This window comes from Pseudomonas sp. Larv2_ips, from assembly GCF_963879675.1.
In the GTDB taxonomy this organism is placed as follows: domain Bacteria; phylum Pseudomonadota; class Gammaproteobacteria; order Pseudomonadales; family Pseudomonadaceae; genus Aquipseudomonas.
In genome coordinates, this window is the sequence record NZ_CAWOAW010000023.1 from 148,132 (window position 1) to 171,405 (window position 23,274).

At 61.8% G+C, this 23,274-nt stretch carries 23 protein-coding genes; 6 read left to right on the forward strand and 17 right to left on the reverse strand.

The window, feature by feature from the left end; translation table 11 throughout:
- Nucleotides 1–51 precede the first annotated feature (51 nt).
- Entirely contained in the window at nucleotides 52–1,065 is a 1,014-nt protein-coding gene (locus AACV02_RS16710) for an ABC transporter substrate-binding protein (protein ID WP_119735815.1), read from the reverse strand.
- Nucleotides 1,066–1,214: 149 nt separating this feature from the next.
- On the opposite strand from AACV02_RS16710, the gene AACV02_RS16715 reads away from it, so the two are divergent.
- Nucleotides 1,215–2,111: a LysR family transcriptional regulator gene (locus tag AACV02_RS16715; protein ID WP_119735817.1), complete on the forward strand. Its 897-nt coding sequence runs from the start codon at nucleotides 1,215–1,217 to the stop codon at nucleotides 2,109–2,111.
- Here the strand turns inward: AACV02_RS16715 and AACV02_RS16720 are convergent, their stop codons facing one another.
- Nucleotides 2,112–2,504, reverse strand: coding sequence for a RidA family protein (locus AACV02_RS16720; protein ID WP_119735819.1), 393 nt, complete (start codon nucleotides 2,502–2,504; stop codon nucleotides 2,112–2,114). It abuts the gene before it with no gap.
- A gap of 167 nt (nucleotides 2,505–2,671) precedes the next feature.
- Between AACV02_RS16720 and AACV02_RS16725 the strand changes: the two genes are divergently transcribed.
- The gene (locus AACV02_RS16725) at nucleotides 2,672–3,103 is read left to right on the forward strand and encodes a hypothetical protein (RefSeq protein ID WP_106580635.1); all 432 of its coding nucleotides are present in this window, start codon (nucleotides 2,672–2,674) and stop codon (nucleotides 3,101–3,103) included.
- A gap of 49 nt (nucleotides 3,104–3,152) precedes the next feature.
- Here the strand turns inward: AACV02_RS16725 and AACV02_RS16730 are convergent, their stop codons facing one another.
- The 5 genes from AACV02_RS16730 to AACV02_RS16750 all read right to left on the reverse strand — a co-directional run bounded on the left by AACV02_RS16730 (nucleotide 3,153) and on the right by AACV02_RS16750 (nucleotide 8,195).
- A complete protein-coding gene (locus tag AACV02_RS16730) occupies nucleotides 3,153–4,397 on the reverse strand; it encodes a zinc-dependent alcohol dehydrogenase (RefSeq protein ID WP_106580634.1) in 1,245 nt (414 codons plus the stop codon).
- 125 nt (nucleotides 4,398–4,522) lie between these two features.
- Entirely contained in the window at nucleotides 4,523–5,467 is a 945-nt protein-coding gene (locus tag AACV02_RS16735; RefSeq protein WP_119735822.1) for a methyltransferase, read from the reverse strand.
- 12 nt (nucleotides 5,468–5,479) lie between these two features.
- Nucleotides 5,480–6,859, reverse strand: a complete 1,380-nt coding sequence (locus AACV02_RS16740; RefSeq protein ID WP_119735824.1) for an iron-containing redox enzyme family protein — start codon at nucleotides 6,857–6,859, stop codon at nucleotides 5,480–5,482.
- A gap of 178 nt (nucleotides 6,860–7,037) precedes the next feature.
- Nucleotides 7,038–7,436 (reverse strand): VOC family protein, encoded by a 399-nt coding sequence (locus tag AACV02_RS16745; RefSeq protein WP_119735826.1) that lies wholly within the window; start codon nucleotides 7,434–7,436, stop codon nucleotides 7,038–7,040.
- A gap of 15 nt (nucleotides 7,437–7,451) precedes the next feature.
- Nucleotides 7,452–8,195, reverse strand: a complete 744-nt coding sequence (locus AACV02_RS16750; RefSeq protein ID WP_119735828.1) for an SDR family NAD(P)-dependent oxidoreductase — start codon at nucleotides 8,193–8,195, stop codon at nucleotides 7,452–7,454.
- Nucleotides 8,196–8,333: 138 nt separating this feature from the next.
- On the opposite strand from AACV02_RS16750, the gene AACV02_RS16755 reads away from it, so the two are divergent.
- The gene (locus AACV02_RS16755) at nucleotides 8,334–9,224 is read left to right on the forward strand and encodes an AraC family transcriptional regulator (protein ID WP_177413659.1); all 891 of its coding nucleotides are present in this window, start codon (nucleotides 8,334–8,336) and stop codon (nucleotides 9,222–9,224) included.
- Nucleotides 9,225–9,319: 95 nt separating this feature from the next.
- Here AACV02_RS16755 and AACV02_RS16760 read toward each other — a convergent pair whose 3' ends face one another.
- The 6 genes from AACV02_RS16760 to AACV02_RS16785 are packed head-to-tail and all read right to left on the reverse strand — an operon-like array spanning nucleotide 9,320 to nucleotide 15,243.
- Nucleotides 9,320–11,062, reverse strand: coding sequence for an ABC transporter substrate-binding protein (locus tag AACV02_RS16760; RefSeq protein ID WP_106580629.1), 1,743 nt, complete (start codon nucleotides 11,060–11,062; stop codon nucleotides 9,320–9,322).
- A 32-nt stretch (nucleotides 11,063–11,094) separates the two neighbouring features.
- Nucleotides 11,095–11,367, reverse strand: a complete 273-nt coding sequence (locus AACV02_RS16765; protein WP_106580628.1) for a DUF2160 domain-containing protein — start codon at nucleotides 11,365–11,367, stop codon at nucleotides 11,095–11,097.
- A 10-nt stretch (nucleotides 11,368–11,377) separates the two neighbouring features.
- Complete coding sequence (locus AACV02_RS16770) at nucleotides 11,378–12,178, reverse strand: carbohydrate ABC transporter permease (protein ID WP_106580627.1); 801 nt, start codon at nucleotides 12,176–12,178, stop codon at nucleotides 11,378–11,380.
- 10 nt (nucleotides 12,179–12,188) lie between these two features.
- Nucleotides 12,189–13,055 carry a carbohydrate ABC transporter permease gene (locus AACV02_RS16775; protein WP_106580626.1) on the reverse strand — a complete coding sequence of 289 codons (867 nt, stop codon included), beginning with the start codon at nucleotides 13,053–13,055 and terminating at the stop codon, nucleotides 12,189–12,191.
- On the reverse strand, nucleotides 13,052–14,149 hold the full coding sequence (locus AACV02_RS16780) for an ABC transporter ATP-binding protein (protein ID WP_119735830.1): 1,098 nt from the start codon (nucleotides 14,147–14,149) through the stop codon (nucleotides 13,052–13,054). The genes AACV02_RS16775 and AACV02_RS16780 overlap by 4 nt, the downstream gene beginning before the upstream one ends.
- Nucleotides 14,149–15,243 (reverse strand): ABC transporter ATP-binding protein, encoded by a 1,095-nt coding sequence (locus AACV02_RS16785; RefSeq protein WP_119735832.1) that lies wholly within the window; start codon nucleotides 15,241–15,243, stop codon nucleotides 14,149–14,151. The genes AACV02_RS16780 and AACV02_RS16785 overlap by 1 nt, the downstream gene beginning before the upstream one ends.
- Nucleotides 15,244–15,621: 378 nt before the next feature.
- Between AACV02_RS16785 and AACV02_RS16790 the strand changes: the two genes are divergently transcribed.
- Nucleotides 15,622–17,454 (forward strand): sigma-54-dependent Fis family transcriptional regulator, encoded by a 1,833-nt coding sequence (locus AACV02_RS16790; protein ID WP_119735837.1) that lies wholly within the window; start codon nucleotides 15,622–15,624, stop codon nucleotides 17,452–17,454.
- Nucleotide 17,455: 1 nt separating this feature from the next.
- On the opposite strand, the gene AACV02_RS16795 is transcribed toward AACV02_RS16790, so the two are convergent.
- From AACV02_RS16795 to AACV02_RS16805, 3 genes are all read right to left on the reverse strand, one after another.
- A complete protein-coding gene (locus tag AACV02_RS16795; protein WP_119735840.1) occupies nucleotides 17,456–18,388 on the reverse strand; it encodes a FecR family protein in 933 nt (310 codons plus the stop codon).
- Nucleotides 18,385–18,927 carry a sigma-70 family RNA polymerase sigma factor gene (locus tag AACV02_RS16800; protein ID WP_106580620.1) on the reverse strand — a complete coding sequence of 181 codons (543 nt, stop codon included), beginning with the start codon at nucleotides 18,925–18,927 and terminating at the stop codon, nucleotides 18,385–18,387. The genes AACV02_RS16795 and AACV02_RS16800 overlap by 4 nt, the downstream gene beginning before the upstream one ends.
- A gap of 419 nt (nucleotides 18,928–19,346) precedes the next feature.
- Nucleotides 19,347–21,464, reverse strand: coding sequence for a TonB-dependent receptor family protein (locus AACV02_RS16805; protein WP_119735843.1), 2,118 nt, complete (start codon nucleotides 21,462–21,464; stop codon nucleotides 19,347–19,349).
- A gap of 261 nt (nucleotides 21,465–21,725) precedes the next feature.
- On the opposite strand from AACV02_RS16805, the gene AACV02_RS16810 reads away from it, so the two are divergent.
- Both AACV02_RS16810 and AACV02_RS16815 read left to right on the forward strand, forming a co-directional pair.
- A complete protein-coding gene (locus AACV02_RS16810) occupies nucleotides 21,726–21,884 on the forward strand; it encodes a hypothetical protein (RefSeq protein ID WP_164487920.1) in 159 nt (52 codons plus the stop codon).
- Between the two features lie 5 nt (nucleotides 21,885–21,889).
- Complete coding sequence (locus AACV02_RS16815; RefSeq protein ID WP_119735845.1) at nucleotides 21,890–22,516, forward strand: helix-turn-helix domain-containing protein; 627 nt, start codon at nucleotides 21,890–21,892, stop codon at nucleotides 22,514–22,516.
- Between the two features lie 49 nt (nucleotides 22,517–22,565).
- Here the strand turns inward: AACV02_RS16815 and AACV02_RS16820 are convergent, their stop codons facing one another.
- A complete protein-coding gene (locus AACV02_RS16820; protein ID WP_177413658.1) occupies nucleotides 22,566–23,075 on the reverse strand; it encodes a hypothetical protein in 510 nt (169 codons plus the stop codon).
- Nucleotides 23,076–23,274 lie beyond the last annotated feature (199 nt).

Sequence of the window (23,274 nt, forward strand, 5' to 3'; positions counted from 1 at the left end):
GACCGCAGCAACGGATATGCCCCCGACCAAACGCCGGCCATCAGCACCCCCTCAACTCCCATTACCACCATGCGCCTCGTCAAAAAAGTAATCCTTCCAACTCGCCGCCTTGTTCTTCAATACCCCCAGTTCCTGCAATTTCTCGGCATAGATATAGGTCCGCTGCGGCACGATGGTGAAATCGATCTCCGGGTCCTGGACAATTTTCTCCACCAGGTCCAACGGCAGCTTGGACTGCTCCACACGGATATACGCCTTGGCCGCGGCCGGTTTATCGGCCTTGATAATCGTCTCAGCCTCAGCCAGCGCGTCGTAAAACGCCTTGTAGGTCTTGGGGTTCTGGTCGTGAAATTTCTCAGTGGTGTAAAGCACGTTGAACGTAGCCTGCCCCCCAAGGATGTCGTAGGAACTGAGCACTTTGTGCACGTTAGGGTTGAGCAACTCCTGGTACTGGAACGGCGGGCTGGAGAAGTGCGAATTAATCTCCGAACCACCGGCAATCAACGCCGCCGTGGCATCAGGGTGAGCCAGGCTGATGGAGATATCGTCGAATTTCTTGTAATTCGCATCGCCAAACTGCTTGGCGGTTTCGATCTGCAAAGTGCGCGACTGGAACCCCACACCGGCAGCGGGCACGGCGATGCGGTCTTTCTCGGTGAAGTCCTTGAGGGTCTTCACGTTAGGGTTGTTGGTCAGCAGGTAATTGGGCATCGAACCAAGGGAGGCGATGGCCTTGACGTTCTGCTTGCCCTTGGTGCGGTCCCACAAGGTGAGCATCGGCGGCACACCGGCCGATACCACGTCCAGCGCACCCGCCAGCAGCGATTCATTCATCGCCGTGGCGCCGGAGATGCTGTTCCATTCCACCTGGATATCCAGCCCCTGCGCCTTGCCGTGTTTCTCGATCAAGTGCTGGTCGCGCACCACGTCGAGGATCAGGTAGCCGATGCCGAACTGCTGGGCGATGCTGATTTTGCCTTCGGCCTGGGCACCGGGGCTGAGCAAGCTGCCAGCAGCGGCCAGCGACGCGGCCAATAGGGTCAGGGAGGAACGCTTGAAAGTCATGGGGGAATCTGCCGCGTTTTCGGGAAGGTGATGAAGCCTAGCGGCGTTTTTTAAGACACGAAAAGAATATATAGCTCTATTCTTATGCAATAAATCAGCAGCGCTGAACTGCTATATTGCGCGCCTGCCCTTCCATCGCGAGTCGCTCGATGCTGCGCACCAACCTCAATGAAATGTTGATCTTCATGGCCGTGGTCGACGGTGCCAGCTTTGTCGCGGGCGGCCAGGCCATGGGGCTTACGCGCTCGGCGGCCGGCAAGGCCGTCATGCGTCTGGAAGACAGCCTTGGCGTGCGCCTGCTCAACCGCACCACGCGCAACCTGAGCCTGACCGATGAAGGCCGTGCATTGTACGATCAAGGTGTGCAGATTCTGGCCGCCGTCGACACCGCGCAAACGGCCATCGGCCAGCCCAGCGGCACGCCGCGCGGGGTGCTGCGGCTTACCCTGCCGGATGCCTTCGGGCGCCGCGTGATCCTGCCGCTGCTCGACACCTATTTGAAAACCTGGCCGCACGTGCAGGTAGAAGTGAGCTTCACCGACCGCATGGCCGACATCGTCGAGGACGGCTTCGATCTGGCGATTCGTATCGGCGGCGAGCACGCCGACCGCCAACTGGTGTCCCGCGTGGTGGCGCGCTACCGAGCCTTGCTGTGCGCCACCCCGGCCTACCTGGCCGAACACGGCACACCCCGCGACCCGGACGCCCTCGCCCACCATGACTGCCTGTATTTCAGCAGCCGGACGCGCAAACAAAGCTGGCGCTTTCGTGACGAACAGGGTCAATGGTTCAAGGCCCCCGGCCATAGCCGCCTGCGCCTGGACAGCGGCGAGGCGTTGCGTGACGCCGCCGTGGCTGGCATGGGGATCGCCCTGCTACCGGACTTCCTGGTCGCCGACGACCTGGCCAGCGGGCGTCTGGCAGCGGTACTGCCCGGCCTGGACGCAGGCGATGTGGAGATCATGGCCATGTACCCAAGCAAGCGTTACCTGGAACCGCGAGTCCGGCGTTTCATCGACCTGCTGGCCGAGCAGCTGCCGGGCTGATCAATCCGCGTGGGCGACGGCCTTGATCTCGACAATTTGCGCGTCCGAGGCCAGATAATTCACACCCACCAGCGTGGCAGCTGGGCGATGAGCGCCGATGTAGTCCTTCCACACCGCCACCACTGCCTCGAAATCGCGCTTGGCGTGTACCAGGTAAATATCCACGGCGGCGATGTTCGAGCGTCCGACACCAAAGCCTGCCAGCACATGGTCGAGGTTTTCCAGGGTTTTACGTGTTTGCGCTGCGGCGTCGCCGTCGACGAATTCACCTTCAAGCGTGTGGGAAAACTGCCCGGCGATGAAAATCGTACCGTTGACGCTGTAGCCTTGACTGACGCTGTTGCCCTCTTCCCAGGCCACGCCATGGTTATAGATAGAAGTGTGAGTGCGCATACGAGTGTCCTGTGGGGGTTGATTGGGGAAACTCTAACAAGGCTATTGGCGAATGGACGTCGACACTGAAGCGAGTACCTTTCGCGCAAAAAATCCCCATGGGCGCCGCTCGGCTGGTATTGTGCCGCGCTTTGAAATGCACCTGCCGACCTGCGAGGAAATGGACGTTGAACACTGACGATAAAATGACCGGGGACCTGTTCGAGGTGGATAAGCGCCTGTCACTCAAGCCCGTGGTGGACTTCAACGCCTACCTGCGCAGCGCGTTCGGCGACGGCCCATGCACCTGCGTACGCTGCGCCGCCAGCAACGGTGACGAAACCGGCTACGCGTACCAGCACAGCTTCAACTTCGACGGCAAACCCAGCCACCGCCGCTTTGCCTCGACCGCGGGCAGTGATGTGCTGACGATGCTGAAAAAAGCCTGGTTGTCGTACACCAAGGCCGAGCTGCCGCTCAGTGGTGAACTGGCGCTGGACACGGTCAAGGAGTTCGTCGAGCCGCAATTGCACAAGCGCGTGGCGCCGTTGTTTGTGGCCAGTGGGCTGGTCAAGGACGTGGACGGTGTGCTGCAGATCCAACCGCAGGCGTCAGCCTGACGTGAATGCGGGAGGGGCTTGCCCCCTCCCGGTTTGCGCTGCGTTTGGTTTAGAAGCCTGGAACGCCCTGCAGGCGTAGATCGGGCGTCACTTCTTCCAGCGGTTCGACAATCGGCCGCTCATCCATGCCCGGCAGCAGGATCACCTTGCGGCACTCCTCCTCGGCCTTGTCAAACAGCTCATAGCCGCGCGCAGCCTGCTCCAGCGACAACCGATGCGTGACGATCGCCTCGGGGTTCAGATGCCCCAGCTCGATGTGCTCAAGCAACTGCGGCAGGAAGCGATGAACATGGGTCTGGCCCATCTTGAACGTCAGCCCCTTGTCGAACGCGTCGCCAAACATGAACCCGTGAATGAACCCGGCATACACCCCGGCCACGCTGACCACGCCGCCACGGCGCACGGCGGCGATGCACTGGCGCAGGGCCTTGCCACTGCTGCCTTCGATCTTGAGCGTGGTGAGGATGGTCTCGGTGGTGCTGCCCTTGGCTTCGAACCCGACGGCGTCCACCACGCCATCGACCCCGCGCATGCCGGCGGTCTGGCGAATGATGGTGTCGGCAGGGTCGTCATCTTCTTCGAAGTTGATCGGGATCACCCCGTACATTTTTTGTGCATAGGCCAAGCGATAGGGATGGTCATCGACCATGAAGATCTGCTCGGCGCCAAGCATCTGCGCGCACGCCGCGCTGAGCAGGCCTACCGGGCCGGCGCCGTAGATCGCAACGCTGGAGCCCTTGCCAATGCCGGCGTTGGTCACCGCCTGCCAGGCCGTCGGCAGGATGTCCGAGAGGAACAGGACCTTTTCATCCGCCAGCAGCCCAGGCACCTTGAAGGGCCCGGTGTTGGCTTTCGGCACCCGCACCAGCTCGGCCTGGCCGCCGGGAATGCCACCATACAGACGGCTGTAGCCGAACAACGCGGCACCCGGCGGGATTGCCTTTTTATTCAGGATCGCGCCACGCCCATCATTGGTGGTTTCGCAGGCGGCAAATTGTTGCAGTTGGCAGAAGAAGCAGTCGCCACAGGCAATCACGAACGGGATCACCACGCGGTCGCCGCGCTGCACGGCTGTCACCGCCGGCCCGGTTTCCTCGACGATGCCCATGAACTCATGGCCAAAGATGTCGCCGTGCTCGACGGTCGGGATCTTGCCGCGGTACAGGTGCAAGTCCGAGCCGCAAATGGCGGTGGCGGTGACGCGCAAAATAATGTCGTCGGGCTGCTCAATGATCGGATCGGGCACCGTATCGACCTGCACTTTGTGCGCGCCCTGGAAAGTCATCGCTCGCATGCTCTGCACTCCTGTTCTTGAGAGGGTGTTGAGAGGGTTATTGATTAAGGTGCGCGGCGCCCGCGAGCGTTCCGTCGAGGTATGGCCACAGCCGATCAGTGGTCGCCGCTGACGCGCGCCACGCCTCAGCGCAGCCGGGTGACGGTGAGCGCCACCACGGCAATCCGCTCGACGCCCTCATAGCCGGGTTTTTCCAGCTCTTCGCCAAAGACGTCAGGGTCGATTTCGCGGTAGGTCCAGCCATAGTCAGCGCTGGCCACCAGCGGTTTGATCGCCTCCAGAAAGGGATCGGCGCCGGCCACCATCGCCACGCCCGTGTAGAGCACCAGGCTGCCGCCAAGGGCCAGGCGCTCGCGGGACTCGCTGACGATACGCACCGACAACTGCGCGCCCAAGGCACCGCCACCGTGGCGGTAGGCGCGCTGATGCGGGTCATTCATATAGGGCGGGTTGGCAACGATCAGGTCGAATTCACCGTCGACGCTGGCCAGTATGTCGCTGTGGTAGGCGCTGACATTCGCCAGGCCCGCCAGCTCGGCATTCACTGCCGTCATGCGCAGGGCGCGGGGGTTGATGTCCACCGCCAGCACGTCAGCATCAGGCCGGGCGCGGGCGATGACCAATGCACCGACACCCGCGCCGCAACCGATGTCGACCGCCCGCCGCACAGGGTCGAAACGCTGCTGCAGATAGGCTTGGATCACGTGGGCAAACCGGTAGCTGTCGGGTCCGAAAAACACCGCGTCGGCCTGGGTGGTCGGGTACGGCGAGTGGGCAAACAGCAACTCGTCCAGGCTCGACCAGCGCACGGTGCTGCGCCACAGGGCGTCGTGTTTTTCGATCACCTGCGCTTGCTGCAATTCTTCGCGAAAGGCCTCTGGCAACAACGCGTTATCAAATGGCAGCGACCAGCCGAACACATCGCGCATGGTCATCGCCAGCGGCGTTGCCAGGCGCTGGCAGACCCGTTCATGGGTCAGGGGCGTCGGCGTGATAAACCGGTAGCCGTTCTCCTTCAATCCGCGGCCCAGGTTCAACAAAGTGCGATCGACGAGCTGCTGTGCAGACATGAACGACCCTCCTCAGCGCAGACGCGCGCGCAGTTGGATAAAGCGCCGCGTCGCGTAAAGCCCGGCCGGAGCGCAATGGCGCCGCGCCGACATCCACGGGATCAGCGCATCGAGCTGCTGTTCATCGGGCAGCTTGCACAGTGATTCAACCAGCGCCTGGGTGTCCGGGTCGGCCGGGCGATGCTGCTCCCGGGAAAAACGGCTGCCGCGCCCCGGCCGTGCAGGCGGCACGCGCTCGCCGCTGACCCAGTCACCGGCAATCCAGTCGTGCAGCAGCTGCTTTTCAGCCCCGCTGAACACGCCGAACATCGCCGCACCAGCGCCCTCGATCAGTTGCCAGAAGCGGCTGTCGGCAGGGTCCTGGTTGCGCTTGATCCAGCCTTTGTCTTGCAGCGCCTGGAGGAACTCAGCGATCTGCCCAGGCTGTGCCAGCCATTGATTGACGGTTTTGCCCTCGAAGCGGCAGTAATCGGAATGCATGTGCTGGCCATACGTGCGCTTACGCTCAAGCATGGCCACGACCTGCTCCTGCAGGTTGAAGCGTTCGATCACGGCCGTGGTGCCCGGCCCGAGGTCATTGAGCTGATAACCGCGGGCCACGCGGCGGTAGAACTGCTCCCTGCCCTCGCCCAGCGGCAACAGGCTCAACACCGACTGCGCGGCCTTGCACGCGTGGCCGCTGCTGGCATTGTCGATGGTGACGTGGAGGGTAAAGTAATAGGGATCGATGCCCAGCTCGCTCAGCTCATACGAGGTGATCAGCAGGTGCAGGGGTAATTGCTCATAGCCCAGGTTGTAACCGATCACTTCCGGCAGAAACTCCTCGGCACACAGGCCCAGCGCCAGTTGCAAGGCGCCTTGCAGGTAGTCGTCATCCTTGACGCCGGCTTCGCTGTCGGCATCGTGCTCGCTGAGCAGCTTGCGATAGATCACCACATGGTTCTGCGCGGCTTCGCCGTCGCCCAGTTCTTCGAGGTAGGTGGTCAGCAGCCCATCGAAGCGCTGGTCCTGCCAATAGCGCAGTAAACCGTACAGCCAGGCGCCATCGACCTGTTTGGTCGGCGCCACGCATTGCAACACGTACAACGCGTGAGCCTTGTTCTGGAAGTAGCGCCGTGGCTGACCCTGCTGGCGTTGCTCAAGGTAGTCGGCGTAGTCGCGGGCCACGGCGGCGCAGCGCTGCTCGACCCACGCGGGCAATTGTTCGGGCGTGTCGGGCAATTCGCACGGCACGTCCTGCACCTGGGCCAATTGCGCCAGCAAGAATTCCCGTGCTAGCGCCTCGCAACCCTGCGCCTCGTTGTACAACTGCTGGTACACGCGTTGATGGCGGCCGTCGGCCGAGTCAGTCAGGGTGGCCGGTTGGCCCGACAGCGCTGTAAAAAGCGTCATGATGGCAGTTTCCACAAAGTCCGATACTACTCGGCTTTCTCACCAGAAAGCCCCGCAAGAGCGCTCAAAACGCGCGCTTCTAAAGTGCAGAGCATCCGGCTGTGGGGAAAATTCAATCGGCATTGCGAGGCTGCGGATCAGCGGTTATCCGGCACCGCCCGAGAGGCGCCAGGGGCTATCAAACGTGCTGCCAGCTCTTGTAGACGAACTCCAGGCTGTACCCGTCCGGGTCGACGACGTTGGCGGCGTAGTAGTTGGGGTCGTAGTGCATGCGCGCGCCGGGTGCGCCGTTGTCGGTGGCGCCGTGTTCCAGTGCAGCCGCATAGGCCTTTTCGACCTCCTGACGGCTATTGGCGACAAAGCCTACATGCACCGCACGCCCGTCGACCAAGCCTTCGCGCAACCAGAAGAACATCCGCCCGTTGGCACCAAAGCCCTTGAGGTCGGGATGGCCGGGGGGACCGTCCTTGCCGTCGTAGTCAAACCGAGTGGTGATGCCCAGCGGCGCCAACGCCCCTTCATAGAAACGGACCGAGCGGCGGATGTCGCTGACCGAGATAAACAGATGATCCAGCATGTGTGACCTCACGATTCAGATGATGTAGCCACCCGCGACCTCAAGGGTCTGGGCATTGATCCAACGGCCTTCCTGCGACAGCAGCATGGCGATGACCCGTGCCACGTCTTGGGGTTCGCCAACTCGGCCGAGGGCGGTTTGCGCAGCCAACTGGGCTTCGAACTCATCGTTCAAGCCGCCCCCAAGCTCGGTGCGGATCGCGCCGGGGGACACCGCATTGGCGCGGATGCGGCGCTCGCCGAACTCCTTGGCCATGTAGCGAGTGAGTACGTCCAGGCCGCCCTTGAAGGCGGCATAAGGCGCAACGCCCGCCGTGGCCACGCGGGTGGTGGCACTGGTGAGGTTGACGATACTGGCGTGGTCCTCCAGCAACGGCAACAGGGTTTGGGTGAGAAAAAACGGGCCCTTGAGGTGCACGTTGAACAGGCCGTCGAACTGCGCCTCGCTCACCGATTCGAGAGGGTTGAACAGGCCGTAGCCGGCGTTGTTCACCAGCCCGCTGAGGCGCTGGGTACCCCAGGTGGCCTGCAATGTATGCAGCACCTTCTCACGAAATGCCGCGAAAGCGCTGACATCTGCCACGTCCAATGCCAAGGCAACGGCTTTGCCACCGGCGGACTCAATGCGCTGCACCACTGCGTGCGCCGCTTCAGGATGGTGATGGTAGGTGAGGATCACGCCATGGCCCTGACGGGCACACAGCTCGGCGGTACTGGCACCAATCCCACGACTGCCTCCGGTGATTACGATGACGCTCATGAGCTGCTCCACGCTTGAAAAGTTGAGTGGCTACAGTAGCCATCGTCCTTCCCGTCAGCGCAGCCGTTCCTACTTCAATCCTGCCTGTTTCTGCTTTTTGCTTGCGCGCGGTTCGCAGGAAGGCACAGCATGGCCGCTATGAATAATCAATTGATCGAACTGCGCGTCCTGGCCGCCAAGGCCGAAAACCGCCGCACCGAGACCGGTATCCCGCGTGTGGCGATGGTTCAGGGCGCGATCCCGGAACACCGGCTGGCGGCGGTGTATGAGCCAATGATCAACCTGATCCTGCAGGGCAGTAAAAGCATGACCGTGGGCGACCGCACGCTGCACTACGACCCGGCGACATACTTTGTGATGTCCATCGAGTTGCCGGCCGTGGGCGCAGTGCAACCGGCGAGCAGCGGCGAGCCCTACCTGGCGGTCAGCCTGAGCCTGGACCCGACGCTGCTGACCGCCCTGCTCAACGACCTGCCTGCGCCCACTGCACGCCGTGCGCAGGAAGCCGGCTTCTCGGTGGCGGCGGTAACGCCGGCATTGATGGACGCGTGGGTGCGCATGCTGCGCCTGATGGGCGACCCGGTAGCGATTGCGGCACTGGCGCCTGCGTACGAACGGGAGATTCTCTTCCACGTACTGCAAGGTCCCCATGGCTGGATGTTGCGCGACATCGCCGCGCCGGACACTGCCATGGCGCGAGTCAACCAGGCCATCCAATGGATTCGCCAGGATTTTGCCGAACCGATTCGCGTGGAGGCGCTGGCACACAAGGCGGCGATGAGCGTTTCGGCGTTTCATCGCCACTTCAAGGCGGTGACCAACCTGAGCCCGTTGCAGTATCAGAAGCGCGTGCGCTTGCTTCAGGCGCGCACGTTGATGCTGGCCACTGCGAGCAGTGTGACCGGCGCGGCGTTTGCGGTGGGGTACGAAAGCGCGACCCAGTTCAGCCGCGACTATGCGCGGGTGTTCGGGCTGCCGCCCGCGCGGGACACGGCGCGGATTTTGGCGGCAAACAGGGGGTGTCAGTAGACACAAAATCAGTGTGCTGAACGGCCCATTGTGAAGAGCGGGCCTGATGTGGCAAGCCCGCTCGCCACGTAGGCTTGCTTGCCACGGATGCTGTGTTACTTACGCGCTGCCTCCCACGACTTGAGCAGGTCGTTGTAGCTCACGGTTTCGCCTTTGGGTTTCTCATTGGCCAGTTTCGGCTTCGGCGCGCCGGGCTGGTCGAACCAGTATTGGGCATCACGCTCGGGGTTCATTTTCGGGCCGCATATCGGCTGCACGTTGGAGCGTTCCAGGCGCGTCATGATCGCGTCCTGCTCCTTGGCCAGGTTGTCCAGCGCCTGCTGCGGGGTTTTCTCGCCGCTGGCGGCAGCGGCGATGTTGCTCCACCACAGTTGCGCCAGGCGCGGGTAGTCCGGCACGTTGGTGCCGGTCGGGGTCCACTCGACCCGTGCCGGGCTGCGGTAGAACTCCACCAGGCCACCGAGTTTGGGCGCCAGGTCGGTCATGGCCTGGGAGTTGATGTCGGACTCACGAATCGGCGTCAGGCCAACAATGGTTTTCTTCAGCGAGACGGTTTTCGAGGTCACGAACTGCGCGTAGAGCCAGGCCGCGAGTTTCTGCTTCTCAGGCGTCGACTTGAGGAAAGTCCAGGAGCCCACGTCCTGATAGCCCTTCTTCATGCCCTTTTCCCAATAAGGCCCGACCGGCGATGGGGCCATGCGCCATTTCGGCGTGCCGTCGGCATTCACCACCGGCAGGCCCGGCTTGGTCATGTCGGCGGTAAACGCGGTGTACCAGAAGATCTGCTGGGCGATGTTGCCCTGGGACGGCACCGGGCCGGACTCGGAGAAGGTCATGCCCGCCGCTTCGGGTGGCGCGTAGGCTTTCATCCAATCCACGTATTTCTGCGTCGCGTACACCGCGGCCGGGCCGTTGGTGTCGCCGCCGCGGGTCACGCTGGAGCCCACCGGGTGACAGTCCTCCACGCGAATGCCCCACTCGTCCACCGGCAAGCCGTTGGGCAGGCCTTTGTCGCCGCCGCCGGCCATGGAGAACCAGGCATCGGTGAAACGCCAGCCTAGTGACGGGTCTTTTTTGCCGTAGTCCATGTGCCCATAAATACGTTTGCCGTCGATTTCCTTGACGTCTTCACTGAAGAATTTGGCGATGTCTTCATAGGCCGACCAGTTCACCGGTACGCCGAGGTCGTAGCCGTATTTTTCCTTGAACTTGGCTTTCAGCTCCGGCCGCTCAAACCAGTCGGCCCGGAACCAGTAGAGGTTGGCGAACTGCTGGTCGGGCAGTTGGTAGATTTTGCCGTCTGGCGCGGTGGTGAACGAGATGCCGATAAAGTCCTTGATGTCCAGGGTCGGCGAGGTGAAGTCCTTGCCTTCGTTGGCCATCAGATCAGTGATCGACTCGGTCTTGCCATAGCGAAAGTGCGTGCCGATCAAGTCGGAATCGTTGACCCAGCCGTCATAGATGTTCTTGTCGGACTGCATCTGGGTTTGCAGCTTTTCCACTACGTCGCCTTCCTGCAGCAGGTCGTGGGTCAGCTTGATGCCAGTGATTTCGCTGAAGGCCTTGGCCAGCACCTTGGATTCGTACTCGTGGGTGGTGAGGGTTTCCGACACCACATTGATCTTCATCCCACGAAACGGTTCTGCCGCCTTGATAAACCACTTCAACTCTTCGAGCTGCTGGTCTTGGGTGAGGGTGGACGGTTTGAACTCGCTGCCGATCCATTTTTTCGCCGCGTCTTCATACGCATCGGCCCAGGCCGTGGCGCTCAAACCGCTGAGGGCCAGTACGGCGGCCAATGAAATGCTATGTCGCAGCTTATTGTTTTTATTCAACATAGAGACCTCCTGGTGGTTTATTCACAAGGGCACTAGCCCCAACGCATCACACTCAACAGCCATACCAGGGACAGCGCGGACGCCACCCAGATGCTCCAGTCGGTAACGCCGATTACCAGTAAATGCAGGTAGGCGCTGCCGAGAAGACCGATAAACAGGCGATCACCACGGGTGGTGCTGATCGGTAAAAAACCGCGCCGAGGGATGCTCGGCGAGCGCAGTTCCCAGGTGGTCATGCCTACCAGCAGCACGCCAATGGCCGCAAAGAACAACGCGGTGGGAGTGGTCCAGGCCATCCATTCCATCATCGACTCCTCAGACCCGGCCCAGGGCAAAGCCCTTGGCCACGTGGTTGCGAACAAACCAGATCACCAGCATGCCGGGCAGGATGGTCAACACCCCCGCCGCCGCCAGCACGCCCCAATCGATACCCGAAGCCGAAACCGTGCGGGTCATCACCGCCGCGATGGGCTTGGCGTTGACCGAGGTCAGCGTGCGCGCCAGCAACAGCTCGACCCAGGAAAACATGAAGCAGAAAAACGCGGTTACCCCGATGCCGGAGCCGATCAGCGGGATAAAAATCTTCACGAAAAACTTGGGAAAGCTGTAGCCGTCGATGTAGGCGGTTTCGTCGATTTCCTTGGGCACACCGGACATGAAGCCTTCCAGAATCCACACCGCCAACGGCACGTTGAACAGGCAATGCGCCAGGGCCACGGCGATGTGCGTGTCGAACAGGCCGATGGACGAATACAGCTGGAAAAACGGCAGCAAAAACACCGCCGGCGGTGCCATGCGGTTGGTCAGCAGCCAGAAGAACAGGTGCTTGTCGCCCAGGAAGCGGTAGCGCGAGAAGGCGTAGGCCGCCGGCAGCGCCACGCTCAGGGAAATCACCGTGTTCAGGCTCACGTAATACAGTGAGTTGATATAGCCGGTGTACCAGCTCGGGTCGGTGAAGATCACTTTGTAGTTGGCCAGGGTGAAAGCCTGCGGAAACAGGGTCAGCCCGCCGAGGATTTCGGTGTTGCTCTTGAAGGACATGTTCAGCAGCCAGTAGATCGGCACGAGCAGGAACAGGATGTAGATCAGCAGCGGTATCAGCTTGCGTTTGCTCATGCTGGCGGCCTCAGCGGTTGGCGTCGGAGTGGGTCATGGCGGTGTAGAACAGCCAGGACACCAACAGGATGATCAAAAAGTACACCAGGGAAAACGCCGCCGCCGGGCCCAGGTCGAATTGGCCGACAGCCATCTGGGTCAGCGTCTGACTGAGGAAGGTAGTGGCGTTACCCGGCCCGCCGCCCGTGAGCACGAAGGGCTCGGTGTAGATCATGAAGCTGTCCATGAACCGCAGCATCACCGCGATCAGCAGCACGCTTTTCAGCTTCGGCAACTGGATATGTCGGAACACCGCCCAGGCCGATGCACGGTCTATTCGCGCGGCCTGGTAGTACACGTCCGGAATCGCCCGCAGCCCCGAGTAACACAGCAGCGCCACCAGCGAGGTCCAGTGCCACACGTCCATCACCAGCACCGTGACCCAGGCGTCCATGGTGTTGGCCGCGTAGTTGTAGTTGATGCCCATGGCGTTGAGGGTTGAACCGAGCAAACCGATGTCGGCACGGCCGAAGATCTGCCAGATGGTGCCCACCACGTTCCACGGAATCAGCAGCGGAATCGCCAGAATGATCAGCACCAACGACGACCAGCGGCCTTTGGTCGGCATGGTCAGGGCGATGGCGATACCCAGCGGGATTTCGATCAGCAGCACGCAGGCCGAGTAGATGAACTGGCGCAGCAAGGAGTCATGCAAGCGCGGGTCGAGCAGCACCTGCTTGTACCAGTCGGCGCCGACAAAGTAGCGGCTGGACTGGTCGAAAATATCCTGCACCGAGTAGTTGACCACGGTCATCATCGGGATCACCGCACTGAACGCCACCAACAGAAACACCGGCAACACCAGCCACCAGGCCTTGTTGTTCTGCACCTTGTTCATGGCAGCACCTCCAGCAGGTAATCATTGGCGTAGACCATCAGCCACTGCGCCGGGAAGCTGATCGAGGCGCTGCCCTGGGGCACCGGTTTGTCTTCGGCCAGGCGTACTTTCAACGGCGCGCCGTCAAGGTTGAGGGTCATGATCTTGTAGGTGCCAAGGTCTTCGACATGGGTGACGTCGGCCTGCAGCGCGTCAGGGTTGTACTCGTCCCACACGTGGATAAATTCCGGGCGGATGCCCACCTGCAGCTTCTGGCAATCGGTCTCGCGGATGCGCTGCTGCATCGCCTCGGGCAACGGCAGCAGCGTGCCGGCAAAACGCACGCCGCCCGCCTCGGCCTGCACTTCAATCAGGTTCATGCCGGGGCTGCCAATGAAATAGCCGACGAACGTGTGGCTCGGCCGCTCAAACAACTCGCGCGGCGTGCCGAACTGCACGATCTGCCCGCCGTACATCACCGCGATTTTGTCGGCAAAGGTCGAGGCTTCAAGCTGGTCGTGGGTCACGTAGACCATGGTGATATTGAACTGCTCGTGGATCTGCTTGAGCTTGCGCCGCAGTTTCCACTTCAGGTGCGGGTCGATCACCGTCAGCGGCTCGTCGAACAGGATCGCCGACACGTCGTCACGCACCAGGCCACGGCCCATGGAGACTTTCTGCTTTTCATCGGCAGTAAGGTTGCGCGCCTTTTTGTTCAACAGGGTTTGCAGGTCGAGGACTTCGGCAATTTCCTGCACCTTGCTGTGAATTTTCGCCTCGGGCATGCCCTGGTTGCGCAGCGGAAAGGCCAGGTTGTCGAACACCGTCATGGTGTCGTACACCACAGGGAACTGGAACACCTGGGCGATATTGCGGCGTTCCGGGGTGAGTTCGTTGACCACCTTGTGGTCGAACAACACCTGGCCCTCCGAAGGGTTGAGCAGGCCAGAGATGATATTCAGCAAGGTCGACTTGCCGCACCCGGAAGGCCCGAGCAAAGCGTAGGCACCGCCCTGCTCCCAGACGTGGTTCATTTCCCGAATCGCGTAGTCTTCAGGGCCGGCGGGTGTAGGGCTGTAGCTGTGCGCGAGGTTCTGCAAATGGATCTCGGCCATCAGGCAACCCTCGCTACGCGGCGCCCGGGGGCCTGGACCAAGCGGCCCTGGCCATCGAACACAAACAGTTTATGGGTGGGGATGTACACGCGGATCGGCGCATCGACGTCGTACTCGTGCACGCCTGGCAGGTGCAGCACCAGCAGGAAATGCTCACTGCGCACGTGCAGGAAGGTTTCCGAGCCGCTGATTTCGGCCACTTCCACGGTCACGGCCAGTTCCAGGTCATCGTCGTTGCTCGGCACCAGGCTGATATGGCTGGGGCGCACGCCAAAGCGGAACTCGCCCTCGCCGATGGGGCGCAGGTCGACGTTGAGCGGGAAGTGCACAAAATTGGCGAAGCTGACTTCATTGCCGCTGATGCGCCCCGGCATCAGGTTGATCGGCGGTTCGGAAAACAATTCGGCGGCCAGCACGGTCTGCGGCTGGTGGTACACCTCGGCAGCCTTGCCACTCTGGATCACCCGGCCCTCATGCAGAATCGTGGTGGTGCCGCCGAGGGCCAGTGCTTCGTTGGGTTCGGTAGTGGCGTAGATGGCGATGGTGTGGCGGGCCTTGAACAGCTCGCGCATTTCCTGACGCAGTTCTTCGCGCAGTTTGTAGTCCAGGTTCACCAGCGGTTCATCGAACAGGATCAACTCGGCGTCTTTGACCAGCGCGCGGGCCATGGCCGTGCGTTGCTGCTGGCCACCGGACAACTCCAACGGATGGCGCTGGAGGAATTTCTCGATGCGCAGCATTTTCGCGGTTTCGAGCACCTTGCTCTGGATCAGCTCGCTGGACACACCGGCCTGGCGCAACGGCGAGGCGATGTTTTCGAACACGGTCATGGTCGGGTAATTGATGAACTGCTGATAGACCATCGACACGTTGCGCAGGCGCACCGGCTTGTGCGTGACGTCTACGCCGTTCATCAGGATGCGCCCGCTGTCGGGCTTGTCCAGGCCGGCCATCAGGCGCATCAGGCTGGTCTTGCCGGACAGGGTGCGGCCCAGCAAAACATTGAAGGAACCGGCTTCGAAAAGCAGGTTGGCGTCGTCGATCCAGGTCTGGCCTTCGACGACGCGGGAGACATGTTCCAGGGTCAATGACATGACACGCCCTTTTTTATTATTGGAATGAATCTGGCAATACGTTCGACGAGAGCCCAGAGCGAGTTTCGTGCCAGAACTGGCAGGTGCTTGATCTGTAAGGACATGGACCCGATCGGCTGTTCAGGCATCAACAGAAGTGAACAATTGGGGCTGAACAACTGAACAACGGGCGGGTTGACAATGAACAGTTCTGAACAACAATTGATGGGCGACACAGATTCAAGGTGGGAGCGGGCTTGCTCGCGAATGCGGTAGAACAGTCGGCATCGGTATTGGCTGACCCACCGCATTCGCGAGCAAGCCCGCTCCCACATTTCGGCCCTGTTTCTTCATCCCGATTGTGCACGCCCAATAACAATAAAAAAGAAGGTCGCCCCCATGGCCGAACCCTTGGCTCACGACACCCTCATCCAGGATTCCTGGCGCCGCTGCCGCGCGTTTGGCCTGGACCAACAGAGCACGCCCAGCTTCGACCAACTGCCCGCCGAGGGCATCAGCCAATTGCTGGAAAGCCAGCATTCGCTGGTGCAGACCACCCACCAGGAAGTGCTGCCCTATTACGAAAACATCCTGAGCAACTCCAACTGCCTGATCATGCTGGCCGACAATCAGGGCCAGGTCTTGACCTCGTGGGGCACCCAGCGCTTTATCGAGCCGAAACTGGCGCGCGGTTTCAGCGCCGGCGCCAGCTGGAGGGAGCGCAGCAGCGGCACCAATGCCATCGGCACCGCACTGGCCTGTGCCCAGGCGGTGCATATCGAGCACGACGAACACTTCCTCAAGGCCAACCGCTTCATGACCGGCTCGGCGGCGCCGATCTTCGATGCCCAGCGCGAAATCATCGCGGTGCTGGATGTCTCCAGCGACAGCTATCTGCCGCCCTCCCACACCCTGGGCATGGTCAAGATGATGAGCCAGACCGTGGAAAATCGGCTGATCCTCAACCTGTTTCGCGGCGAGCATTTTCAGCTGACCTTCAACACCGGCCTGAACAACCTCGACAGTCAGTGGGCCGGCCTGCTGATTTTTGATGAGAGCGGGCAAGTGCTGTCGGCCAACCGCCGGGCGGACAATTTGCTGGGCATCAGTTTGTCGCGGGTGCTGATCGACAGTTTGTTCAAGGTCTCGTTGCTGGAGTTGTTGAACCAGCCGGAAGGCTTGCCGTTCTCGCTGCAGGCGGCGGGACGCAACCGGTTTCAGTGTTTGTTGAAGCGGCCGAAGAAGATGCCGGTGCAGGCGCGGGTCTTCAGTGAGCCCAAGCCGGGCAAGCCTGCCGAGCTGAAGCCGACCGCGATCAACCTCAAGACCCTGCACTTTGGCGATGCGCGTGTGGAAAAAGCCGTGCGCCAGGCCGAGCGCCTGCTGGAAAAAGACATTCCGTTGCTGATCCACGGCGAAACCGGCGTCGGCAAAGAGGTGTTCGTCAAAGCCCTGCACCAGGCCAGCTCGCGCAGCGCGCAGGCGTTTATCGCGGTGAACTGTGCGGCGATTCCGGCGGAGTTGGTCGAGTCAGAGCTGTTTGGCTATGAAAAAGGCGCCTTCACCGGCGCCAATCAAAAAGGCAGCATCGGCCTGATTCGCAAGGCGGACAAAGGCACGTTGTTTCTGGATGAGATCGGCGACATGCCGCTGCCGACCCAGGCCCGTTTGCTGCGGGTGCTGCAGGAGCGCTGCGTGCAGCCGGTGGGCAGCAGCGAGCTGTTCCCGGTGGACTTGCGGATCATCTCCGCCACCAACCGCGCGTTGCGCGAATGGGTGCAGGCCGGGCGCTTTCGCGAGGATTTGTACTACCGCATCGGTGGCCTGACCCTGGAGCTGCCGCCGTTGCGCGAGCGCACCGACAAGCAGGCGTTGTTCCAGCAGTTGTGGCAGCAGCACCGCGAGCCAACTCAATGGGCCGGGCTGAGTGCCGAGGTGCTGGCGTTGTTCGAGCAACACCCGTGGCCGGGCAATTTGCGCCAGGTCAGCAGCGTGTTGCAGGTAGCACTGGCCATGGCCGAGGAGCAGCCGGTGCGCCCCGAGCATCTGCCGGATGATTTTTTTGTGGATTTGAACGTGCCAGCGCCGTTGCCTGCCAGCGCGGATGTGGAAGATGGCATCGACCTCACGCAACGCTTGAAGGCCGCTGGCGGCAATATTTCCCACCTGGCGCGGGAGTTGGGCGTCAGTCGCAACACGCTGTACAAGCGCCTGCGCCAGCATGAACCTTGACTTAACGCGGCTTGACCACCACCAGCAAGTCCGTGAAGTACTCCACCTTGATCGGCAGGTTGTCGGCCAGTGCCGCGAGCGCCGCCGCGGTGTCGTCGAGCTTGAACACGCCGGACACCCGCAGGTTTTGCAGGGCCTGTGGGTCAAACCGCACCAGGCCATGGCGGTAGCTGGCGAGGGTTTGCAGCACCTCGCTCAAGGGCTGGTCATTGACTTTGAGCAGGCCACGCGTCCAGGCGTCCGGGTCGGTGTTGCCAATCGCCTGCGGCGACTGGGCGCGGCCATGGTCAAGCACCGCGCGCTGGCCGGCTGCGACCTTGACGCCTTCTGCGCCCTCGCCTTTGACCGCCACGCTGGACTCGATCACCGTGACCACGGTGGTGCCGTCCGCGGCGCGCTTGACCAGGTAGCGGGTGCCCAGGGCGGTGGCCGTGCCTTGATCGGTGCGTACCACGAATGGCCGTTGCGCATCCTTGGCCACATCCACCCATAGCTCGCCTTGCAGCAACTGGATCACGCGTTGGTGGCCGTCGAATTTCACGTCAACGGCCGAGTTGCTGTTGAGCTGCAAGCGGCTGCCGTCCTCGAGCGCGACCTGACGGCGTTCGCCGACACCGGTGCGCTGGTCGGCCATCCACACTGGCGCCCGCTCCATTCCTACCCAGCCGCAGAGTAATACGCCGAGTAAACCCAGCACCTGCGCACCCCGCGAGCGTTGGGGGGCGAAAGCACGGTTGAGGGCGATGCGCGCCGGGCGCGCGGGCACGGCGTCGAAATTGCCCCACAGCGCACGCATGCGGTCGATGGCGACGGCATGGCGCGGGTCGGCCTGGCACCAGGTGTTGAAGGCCTGACGGTCAGCGTCGCTGACGTCTTCGTCGTGCAGGCGCGTCAGCCAGTTCGCCGCTTGCTGGATGATGTGTTCAGTGCTCACGACAGCGGGTCCGCCGCGTGCAGGCTGTGGTAGCAATGCACCAGCGCCGTGGAAATGTAGTTTTTGACGGTACTGGGCGACACGTCCAGGCAGCTGGCGATTTCGCTGTAAGTCAGCCCGTCGAGGCGGCTTAACAGAAAGGCTTCGCGGGTCTTGGCGGGCAAGCCGGCGAGCATCTCGGCGATGCGCTCCAAGGCCTGCAACGCCACGTGGATTGCCGCCGGATCGGGCATGCCGGCGTCTTCGCACTGAATCACCAGGGCTTGCGTATAGGCCCTTTCGATGCGGCGGCGCCGCGCACCATCAATCAGCAAACGCCCGGCGGTAGTGGCCAGAAAAGCCCGCGGTTCCTTGATGTTGTGGGGTTCGGCCAGCATCAGGACGCGAATGAACGCGTCGTGGGCGAGGTCCGCGGCGTGCTGCGAACACCCGAGTTTTTTGCGCAGCCAGCCGTGCAACCAGCCGTGGTGCTCGCGGTACATTGCCGTGAGGGTCTGCTGACGGGCGCCATCGCCCGGCGCGGCCGGAATGTCATGCATGCGCAAAAACTTCTCAAATGGGAAATATTACCAATTGCGCGAACAATGCCAGCAAAACGGTATGAGGGCAAGGGGGCTCAGGTCTGCTGCTTTTCGGGCTTCCATGCTGGTAGTTGTGGCGAATGGGCTTCCGGTGGCGAGCGGACTTGTTATGGCGACTGGGCTTGTTGTGGCCAGTGGGATTGTTGTGGCGAGCGGGCTTGCCCCGCGTTGGGGCGCGTAGCGGCCCCAGTAAGGTCACCGCGTTTTTTACAGTTAGAACGCGTTAGCTGGTTTTGGGGCTGCTGCGCAGCCCAACGCGGGGCAAGCCCGCTCGCCACAACAAGCCCGCTCGCCACAACAGGCCCGCCCGCCGTCAACAAATCCGCGCTTCACGGTAAACCCGCGCTTCACAGTAAGTCTGCTCCCCACACGGTTGCTTAACGCCAACTCCACGACACGCCGGTAAAAATGCCTCGCCCGTCTGCCGGCGTGGACCGCGCCACATCCAGGCCTTTGTCGTCATAACCCGGGGTGACCGTATTGGCGTAGCGCCGGTTGGTGAGGTTGCGCACATCGACCCAGGCTTGCCAGTCCTGCTTGGGCGCGTCGTAGCCGAAGGTGGCGCCGAGGGTGGTGTAGGCCGCCGCGTAGTAGGAATTGGCGTAGTCCACCGCCACACGCGAGGAATGCTCGGTGTTGAGGCTGGTGTAGAACCCCGTCGGATGGCTGTAGCGCAGCTGCGCCTGGTAGTAATGCTTGGGGATGCCCGGCAGGGTGTTGTCACCGAAGCGGTCATCGTCGCGGTAGTGGAAGTCGCTGAACGTGTAGGCCTGGCGCAAGGCCAACTGGCCATTGCCGCCGCCGTCCCACAGCGGGCTGAGCAGGCTCAGTTCCACACCCTGGTGCACGGTGGGGCTGGCGTTGGCCTCGGCGACAATCGCGTTGGTGGTGGCGGTTTGCGCTTGAGTTTCGACGGTGAGCAGTTCGTGACGCACTTCTGAGCGGTACAGCGCCAGGTCCCACTGGCCAAACCACTGTTCGCCACGGCCGCCGACTTCCACAGTGGTAGCGGTCTGGTTGCGCAAGCTCACGCCTTCACGCTGCAAGCCGGTGGCCGGGCCGCTGCCGGTGGGAAAGTATTTATTGGAACCCCAGATCATCGACCACGCATGCGGTGGCTCAACCGAGCGACTCAGGTTGCCATACACCTGCAATTGCGCGGTGAAGTCATAGCGCAGGCCGATACGCGGGGCGTAATCCCAGTCGTGCTGGCTCAACGGCGCCTGACCTTCGGGATAAGTGACCTGGGTTTCGCGGCGGGTGTAGATCGCGGCCAGGCCGGTGGTCAGCCATAGGTCCGGAACCAGTTCCAAGTCGTTGCCGACATGCAGCACGGTGTCAGCGCCGAGATAGCTGTAGTCGCGGGTCTTGGTGCCGGGCGCGTAAATAGCCGTGTTGCCGGCAGGCGTGCGCACGTATTCCGAAGCACCGTTATTCGGCATCGCCTGGGTGCTGCGCAGCCCTACCGTGGTCTTGCTGTCGTGGCCGAACAGCAGGTCCTGGCGGATGTAATTGAGCGTGCCACTGACGTCGGTGTAGGCGACTTTCAGGCGATTGGTGCCCTCGCGCAAGTCCATCGGATAGTCGTGATAGGCCAGCCCGACTTCAACGCGGGAATTGTCATCCAACTGCAAGGTGGTTTTGTTGGCGATCCAGGTCGAACCCGGCTGCAAACGCTTGGAATCGCGGGCGGCGTTGAGGCTGTTGGCGGCCGTTGGATCGTGGCTGATCTGGTCACGCGTCAGCTTGCCGGGGGTGTCATTGGTGGTTTCGCGGTAGCGAAAATAGAAGCGCGTTTCCAGGTCCGGGTTGAAACGGTAGCCGAAGTTGGCGGCGATGCCCTTGCCGGTACCGGCGCTCTGGTGCTGATAGCCATCGGATTCGGAGTCGGTGAGGCTGATGTAATAGTCGGCATCGCCCAGCACCTGACCGGAGCTGATCTCGCGCTGGGCATAACCGCGACTGCCTGCTTCATAACGCACTTGCAGTTTGGGTGCGTCGTAACCCGTGCGGGTGACGTAATTCACCGACCCGCCCAAGGCCAGCGCGCCCTGGTCAAAGCCATTGGCGCCGCGCAGCACTTCGACGCGGCTTTGCCACAGTGGGTCCTTGAGTTCGTAGGGCGTGCCGCCCGGGCCGGTCAGCGGCAAACCGTCGAACATTTCATACAGGCCGGAGGCGTGCGAACCGGGGCTGCGGTTCAAGCCCGAACCGCGTATCGAAAGCTTCACGCCTTCATTGTTGGCCGCCTTGGCGTACACCCCGGCCTGGTACTTGAACACGTCTTCATTGGTGCTGACCCGGCCCTGCTGCACGCTGCTCATGTCGATGTAGTTGGTGCCACCGGGCACGCTTTTGAGTTGCGCCTGGGCCACTTCGCCTGCGCTGACCTCGCTGCTGGTGACCTCGACCGGTGCCAATTGCAGGGCGTCGGCCTGCGCCAGCGAACTGAGGGTCAAGGCGGCAAAAAGCAGCGGAGGTTGGCGCAACAGCATGGACAGATCCTTGGAATGTAGGGGCGAGACAGGCCGGGGCCGAGCACGCGAACAGGGGTGGGAAGCCACGCAGGCTTACCGAGTCACGCCTTATTAACGGACCAGACCCTTCCCACAACAGGTTCGGACTGCCTGTATTGGTTAAGTCCAAAATCGAATTAACACATGCAAACTCAGTATTTAAGGAAATAACCGCCACGCAGTACTGTGGAGCCACTGAGTCACCTACGTGAATCACCCTGGCCCCAAGAGATCGCGCCCATGCAAACATCTGCCACCGTCATCGACTTCACCCTCCACCGTAAGCGCCGCCAGGCGCGTGCAGCGGCCGAGCTGATGTGGGCGATGTATGCGGCACGTGCCGGGCTTGCCGTGTTAACCGCCCAGGCAACGCCCTCCAGTGATACGCGTCGGGCGTAAGGCCGATGAATTTTCTGCAGGTACTTGCCGAGTCACCCGAACCGCTTCCGAAACCTGGCACCGATGACGACGACACCAGCCTGTGTGTTGCGCACAACCTGCAGCGCCTGCGCAGCAAACGCCACCTGTCGCTGGATGGGCTGGCGCGCGCCTGCGGCGTCAGCCGGGCAATGCTGGCGCAGATCGAATCGGGCCGCAGCGTGCCGTCGATCAAGGTGCTGTGCAAAATTGCCAAGGGGTTGAAGGTGTCAGTGGCGGCCTTTCTGGAAGACCGCGCCTTTGAAGGCGTCGAGGTGTTGCCGGCGCAGCAGAGTAAACGCCTGGTGAGTGCCGATGGTGCGTTTGTCAGCCGCGCGTTGTTCCCCTACGACACCGCCCGCCAGTCCGAATTCTACGAGATCCGCCTGCGCGCCCTCGGCGAGGAAGTCTCCGCAGGCCATGCCCCGGGCATCCAGGAAAACCTGGTGGTGGCACAGGGCGTGCTGGAAGTCAGCGTCAATGACGAACGCTACCTGCTCTCCACTGGCGATTCGATCCTGTTCTACGCCGACCAGCCCCACCGCTACCGCAACCCGGCGGACAGCGAGGCGGTGGCGTTTTTAGTGATCACCTACCCGGAACGCCTGGACTGAATGCAAAACGCCCCGAATCATCGGGGCGTTTTTTAGTCTGCGGGTGCTATCAGCAGGTGCAGCACATCATCGGCATGCCATTGCAGCTCATCATCATCGGCATGGCGCAGTCATTCATCAGCTTGTTCATCAGCATGCAGCAGTTTTGCATCATGGCCATGCTCATGCCCGGCATCGGCATCATTTTGCACTGCAGGCTGTCGCCCATCAGGGTGCATTCCATCATGCACTTCATCATCGGCATCGACATGCCCATGGCCATCATCGGCATCATGTTCGGCATTTCCATGTTCATCTTCATGGCGTCGGCCGACAGGCACATCATCGACAGGTTGGCGCACTGCATCATCATCGGCATGCCGCAGTTCATCATCATCGCCATCATCTCGGCGTTAGTCTTGAACTGAGCCATGTCCATACCGGCTGCGGGCTTCATGGTGCACATCATGGCGTCGCCGGCCATTTCGCAGTGCATGGTGGCCATCATCATCGGCATGCCCATCATCATCGGCATCATTGGCATGGAGGTGTTCATCGGCATCTGCATTGCATTCATCATGTTCGAAACTCCGTAATCGACAGGAAATGGCTAAGTTCTGGCGCCGATTCTAGAGACGCCGGGCAGCGGCGCAAGACGGCGGCAGAGCAGCAGGATTGGCTGTTCGGGGGCAAGCTTAGTTGACCAGAACAGCTGCGCACGCTGCGATAACAGAGCAAGCGACGCCGCGACGTCGTAAACCTCTTGCATAGGCAGATAA

Bases quoted from the DNA above. Each gene is read 5' to 3' on its own strand.
- AACV02_RS16790 (WP_119735837.1), top strand. From the start codon at position 15,622: ATGGCCGAACCCTTGGCTCACGACACCCTCATCCAGGATTCCTGGCGC.
- AACV02_RS16775 (WP_106580626.1), bottom strand. From the start codon at position 13,055: ATGAACAAGGTGCAGAACAACAAGGCCTGGTGGCTGGTGTTGCCGGTG.
- AACV02_RS16785 (WP_119735832.1), bottom strand. From the start codon at position 15,243: ATGTCATTGACCCTGGAACATGTCTCCCGCGTCGTCGAAGGCCAGACC.
- AACV02_RS16735 (WP_119735822.1), bottom strand. From the start codon at position 5,467: ATGTCTGCACAGCAGCTCGTCGATCGCACTTTGTTGAACCTGGGCCGC.
- AACV02_RS16760 (WP_106580629.1), bottom strand. From the start codon at position 11,062: ATGTTGAATAAAAACAATAAGCTGCGACATAGCATTTCATTGGCCGCC.
- AACV02_RS16800 (WP_106580620.1), bottom strand. From the start codon at position 18,927: ATGCATGACATTCCGGCCGCGCCGGGCGATGGCGCCCGTCAGCAGACC.
- AACV02_RS16820 (WP_177413658.1), bottom strand. From the start codon at position 23,075: ATGATGAATGCAATGCAGATGCCGATGAACACCTCCATGCCAATGATG.
- AACV02_RS16805 (WP_119735843.1), bottom strand. From the start codon at position 21,464: ATGCTGTTGCGCCAACCTCCGCTGCTTTTTGCCGCCTTGACCCTCAGT.
- AACV02_RS16715 (WP_119735817.1), top strand. From the start codon at position 1,215: ATGCTGCGCACCAACCTCAATGAAATGTTGATCTTCATGGCCGTGGTC.
- AACV02_RS16770 (WP_106580627.1), bottom strand. From the start codon at position 12,178: ATGAGCAAACGCAAGCTGATACCGCTGCTGATCTACATCCTGTTCCTG.
- AACV02_RS16730 (WP_106580634.1), bottom strand. From the start codon at position 4,397: ATGCGAGCGATGACTTTCCAGGGCGCGCACAAAGTGCAGGTCGATACG.
- AACV02_RS16745 (WP_119735826.1), bottom strand. From the start codon at position 7,436: ATGCTGGATCATCTGTTTATCTCGGTCAGCGACATCCGCCGCTCGGTC.
- AACV02_RS16810 (WP_164487920.1), top strand. From the start codon at position 21,726: ATGCAAACATCTGCCACCGTCATCGACTTCACCCTCCACCGTAAGCGC.
- AACV02_RS16765 (WP_106580628.1), bottom strand. From the start codon at position 11,367: ATGGAATGGATGGCCTGGACCACTCCCACCGCGTTGTTCTTTGCGGCC.
- AACV02_RS16755 (WP_177413659.1), top strand. From the start codon at position 8,334: ATGAATAATCAATTGATCGAACTGCGCGTCCTGGCCGCCAAGGCCGAA.
- AACV02_RS16740 (WP_119735824.1), bottom strand. From the start codon at position 6,859: ATGACGCTTTTTACAGCGCTGTCGGGCCAACCGGCCACCCTGACTGAC.
- AACV02_RS16720 (WP_119735819.1), bottom strand. From the start codon at position 2,504: ATGCGCACTCACACTTCTATCTATAACCATGGCGTGGCCTGGGAAGAG.
- AACV02_RS16750 (WP_119735828.1), bottom strand. From the start codon at position 8,195: ATGAGCGTCATCGTAATCACCGGAGGCAGTCGTGGGATTGGTGCCAGT.
- AACV02_RS16815 (WP_119735845.1), top strand. From the start codon at position 21,890: ATGAATTTTCTGCAGGTACTTGCCGAGTCACCCGAACCGCTTCCGAAA.
- AACV02_RS16710 (WP_119735815.1), bottom strand. From the start codon at position 1,065: ATGACTTTCAAGCGTTCCTCCCTGACCCTATTGGCCGCGTCGCTGGCC.
- AACV02_RS16780 (WP_119735830.1), bottom strand. From the start codon at position 14,149: ATGGCCGAGATCCATTTGCAGAACCTCGCGCACAGCTACAGCCCTACA.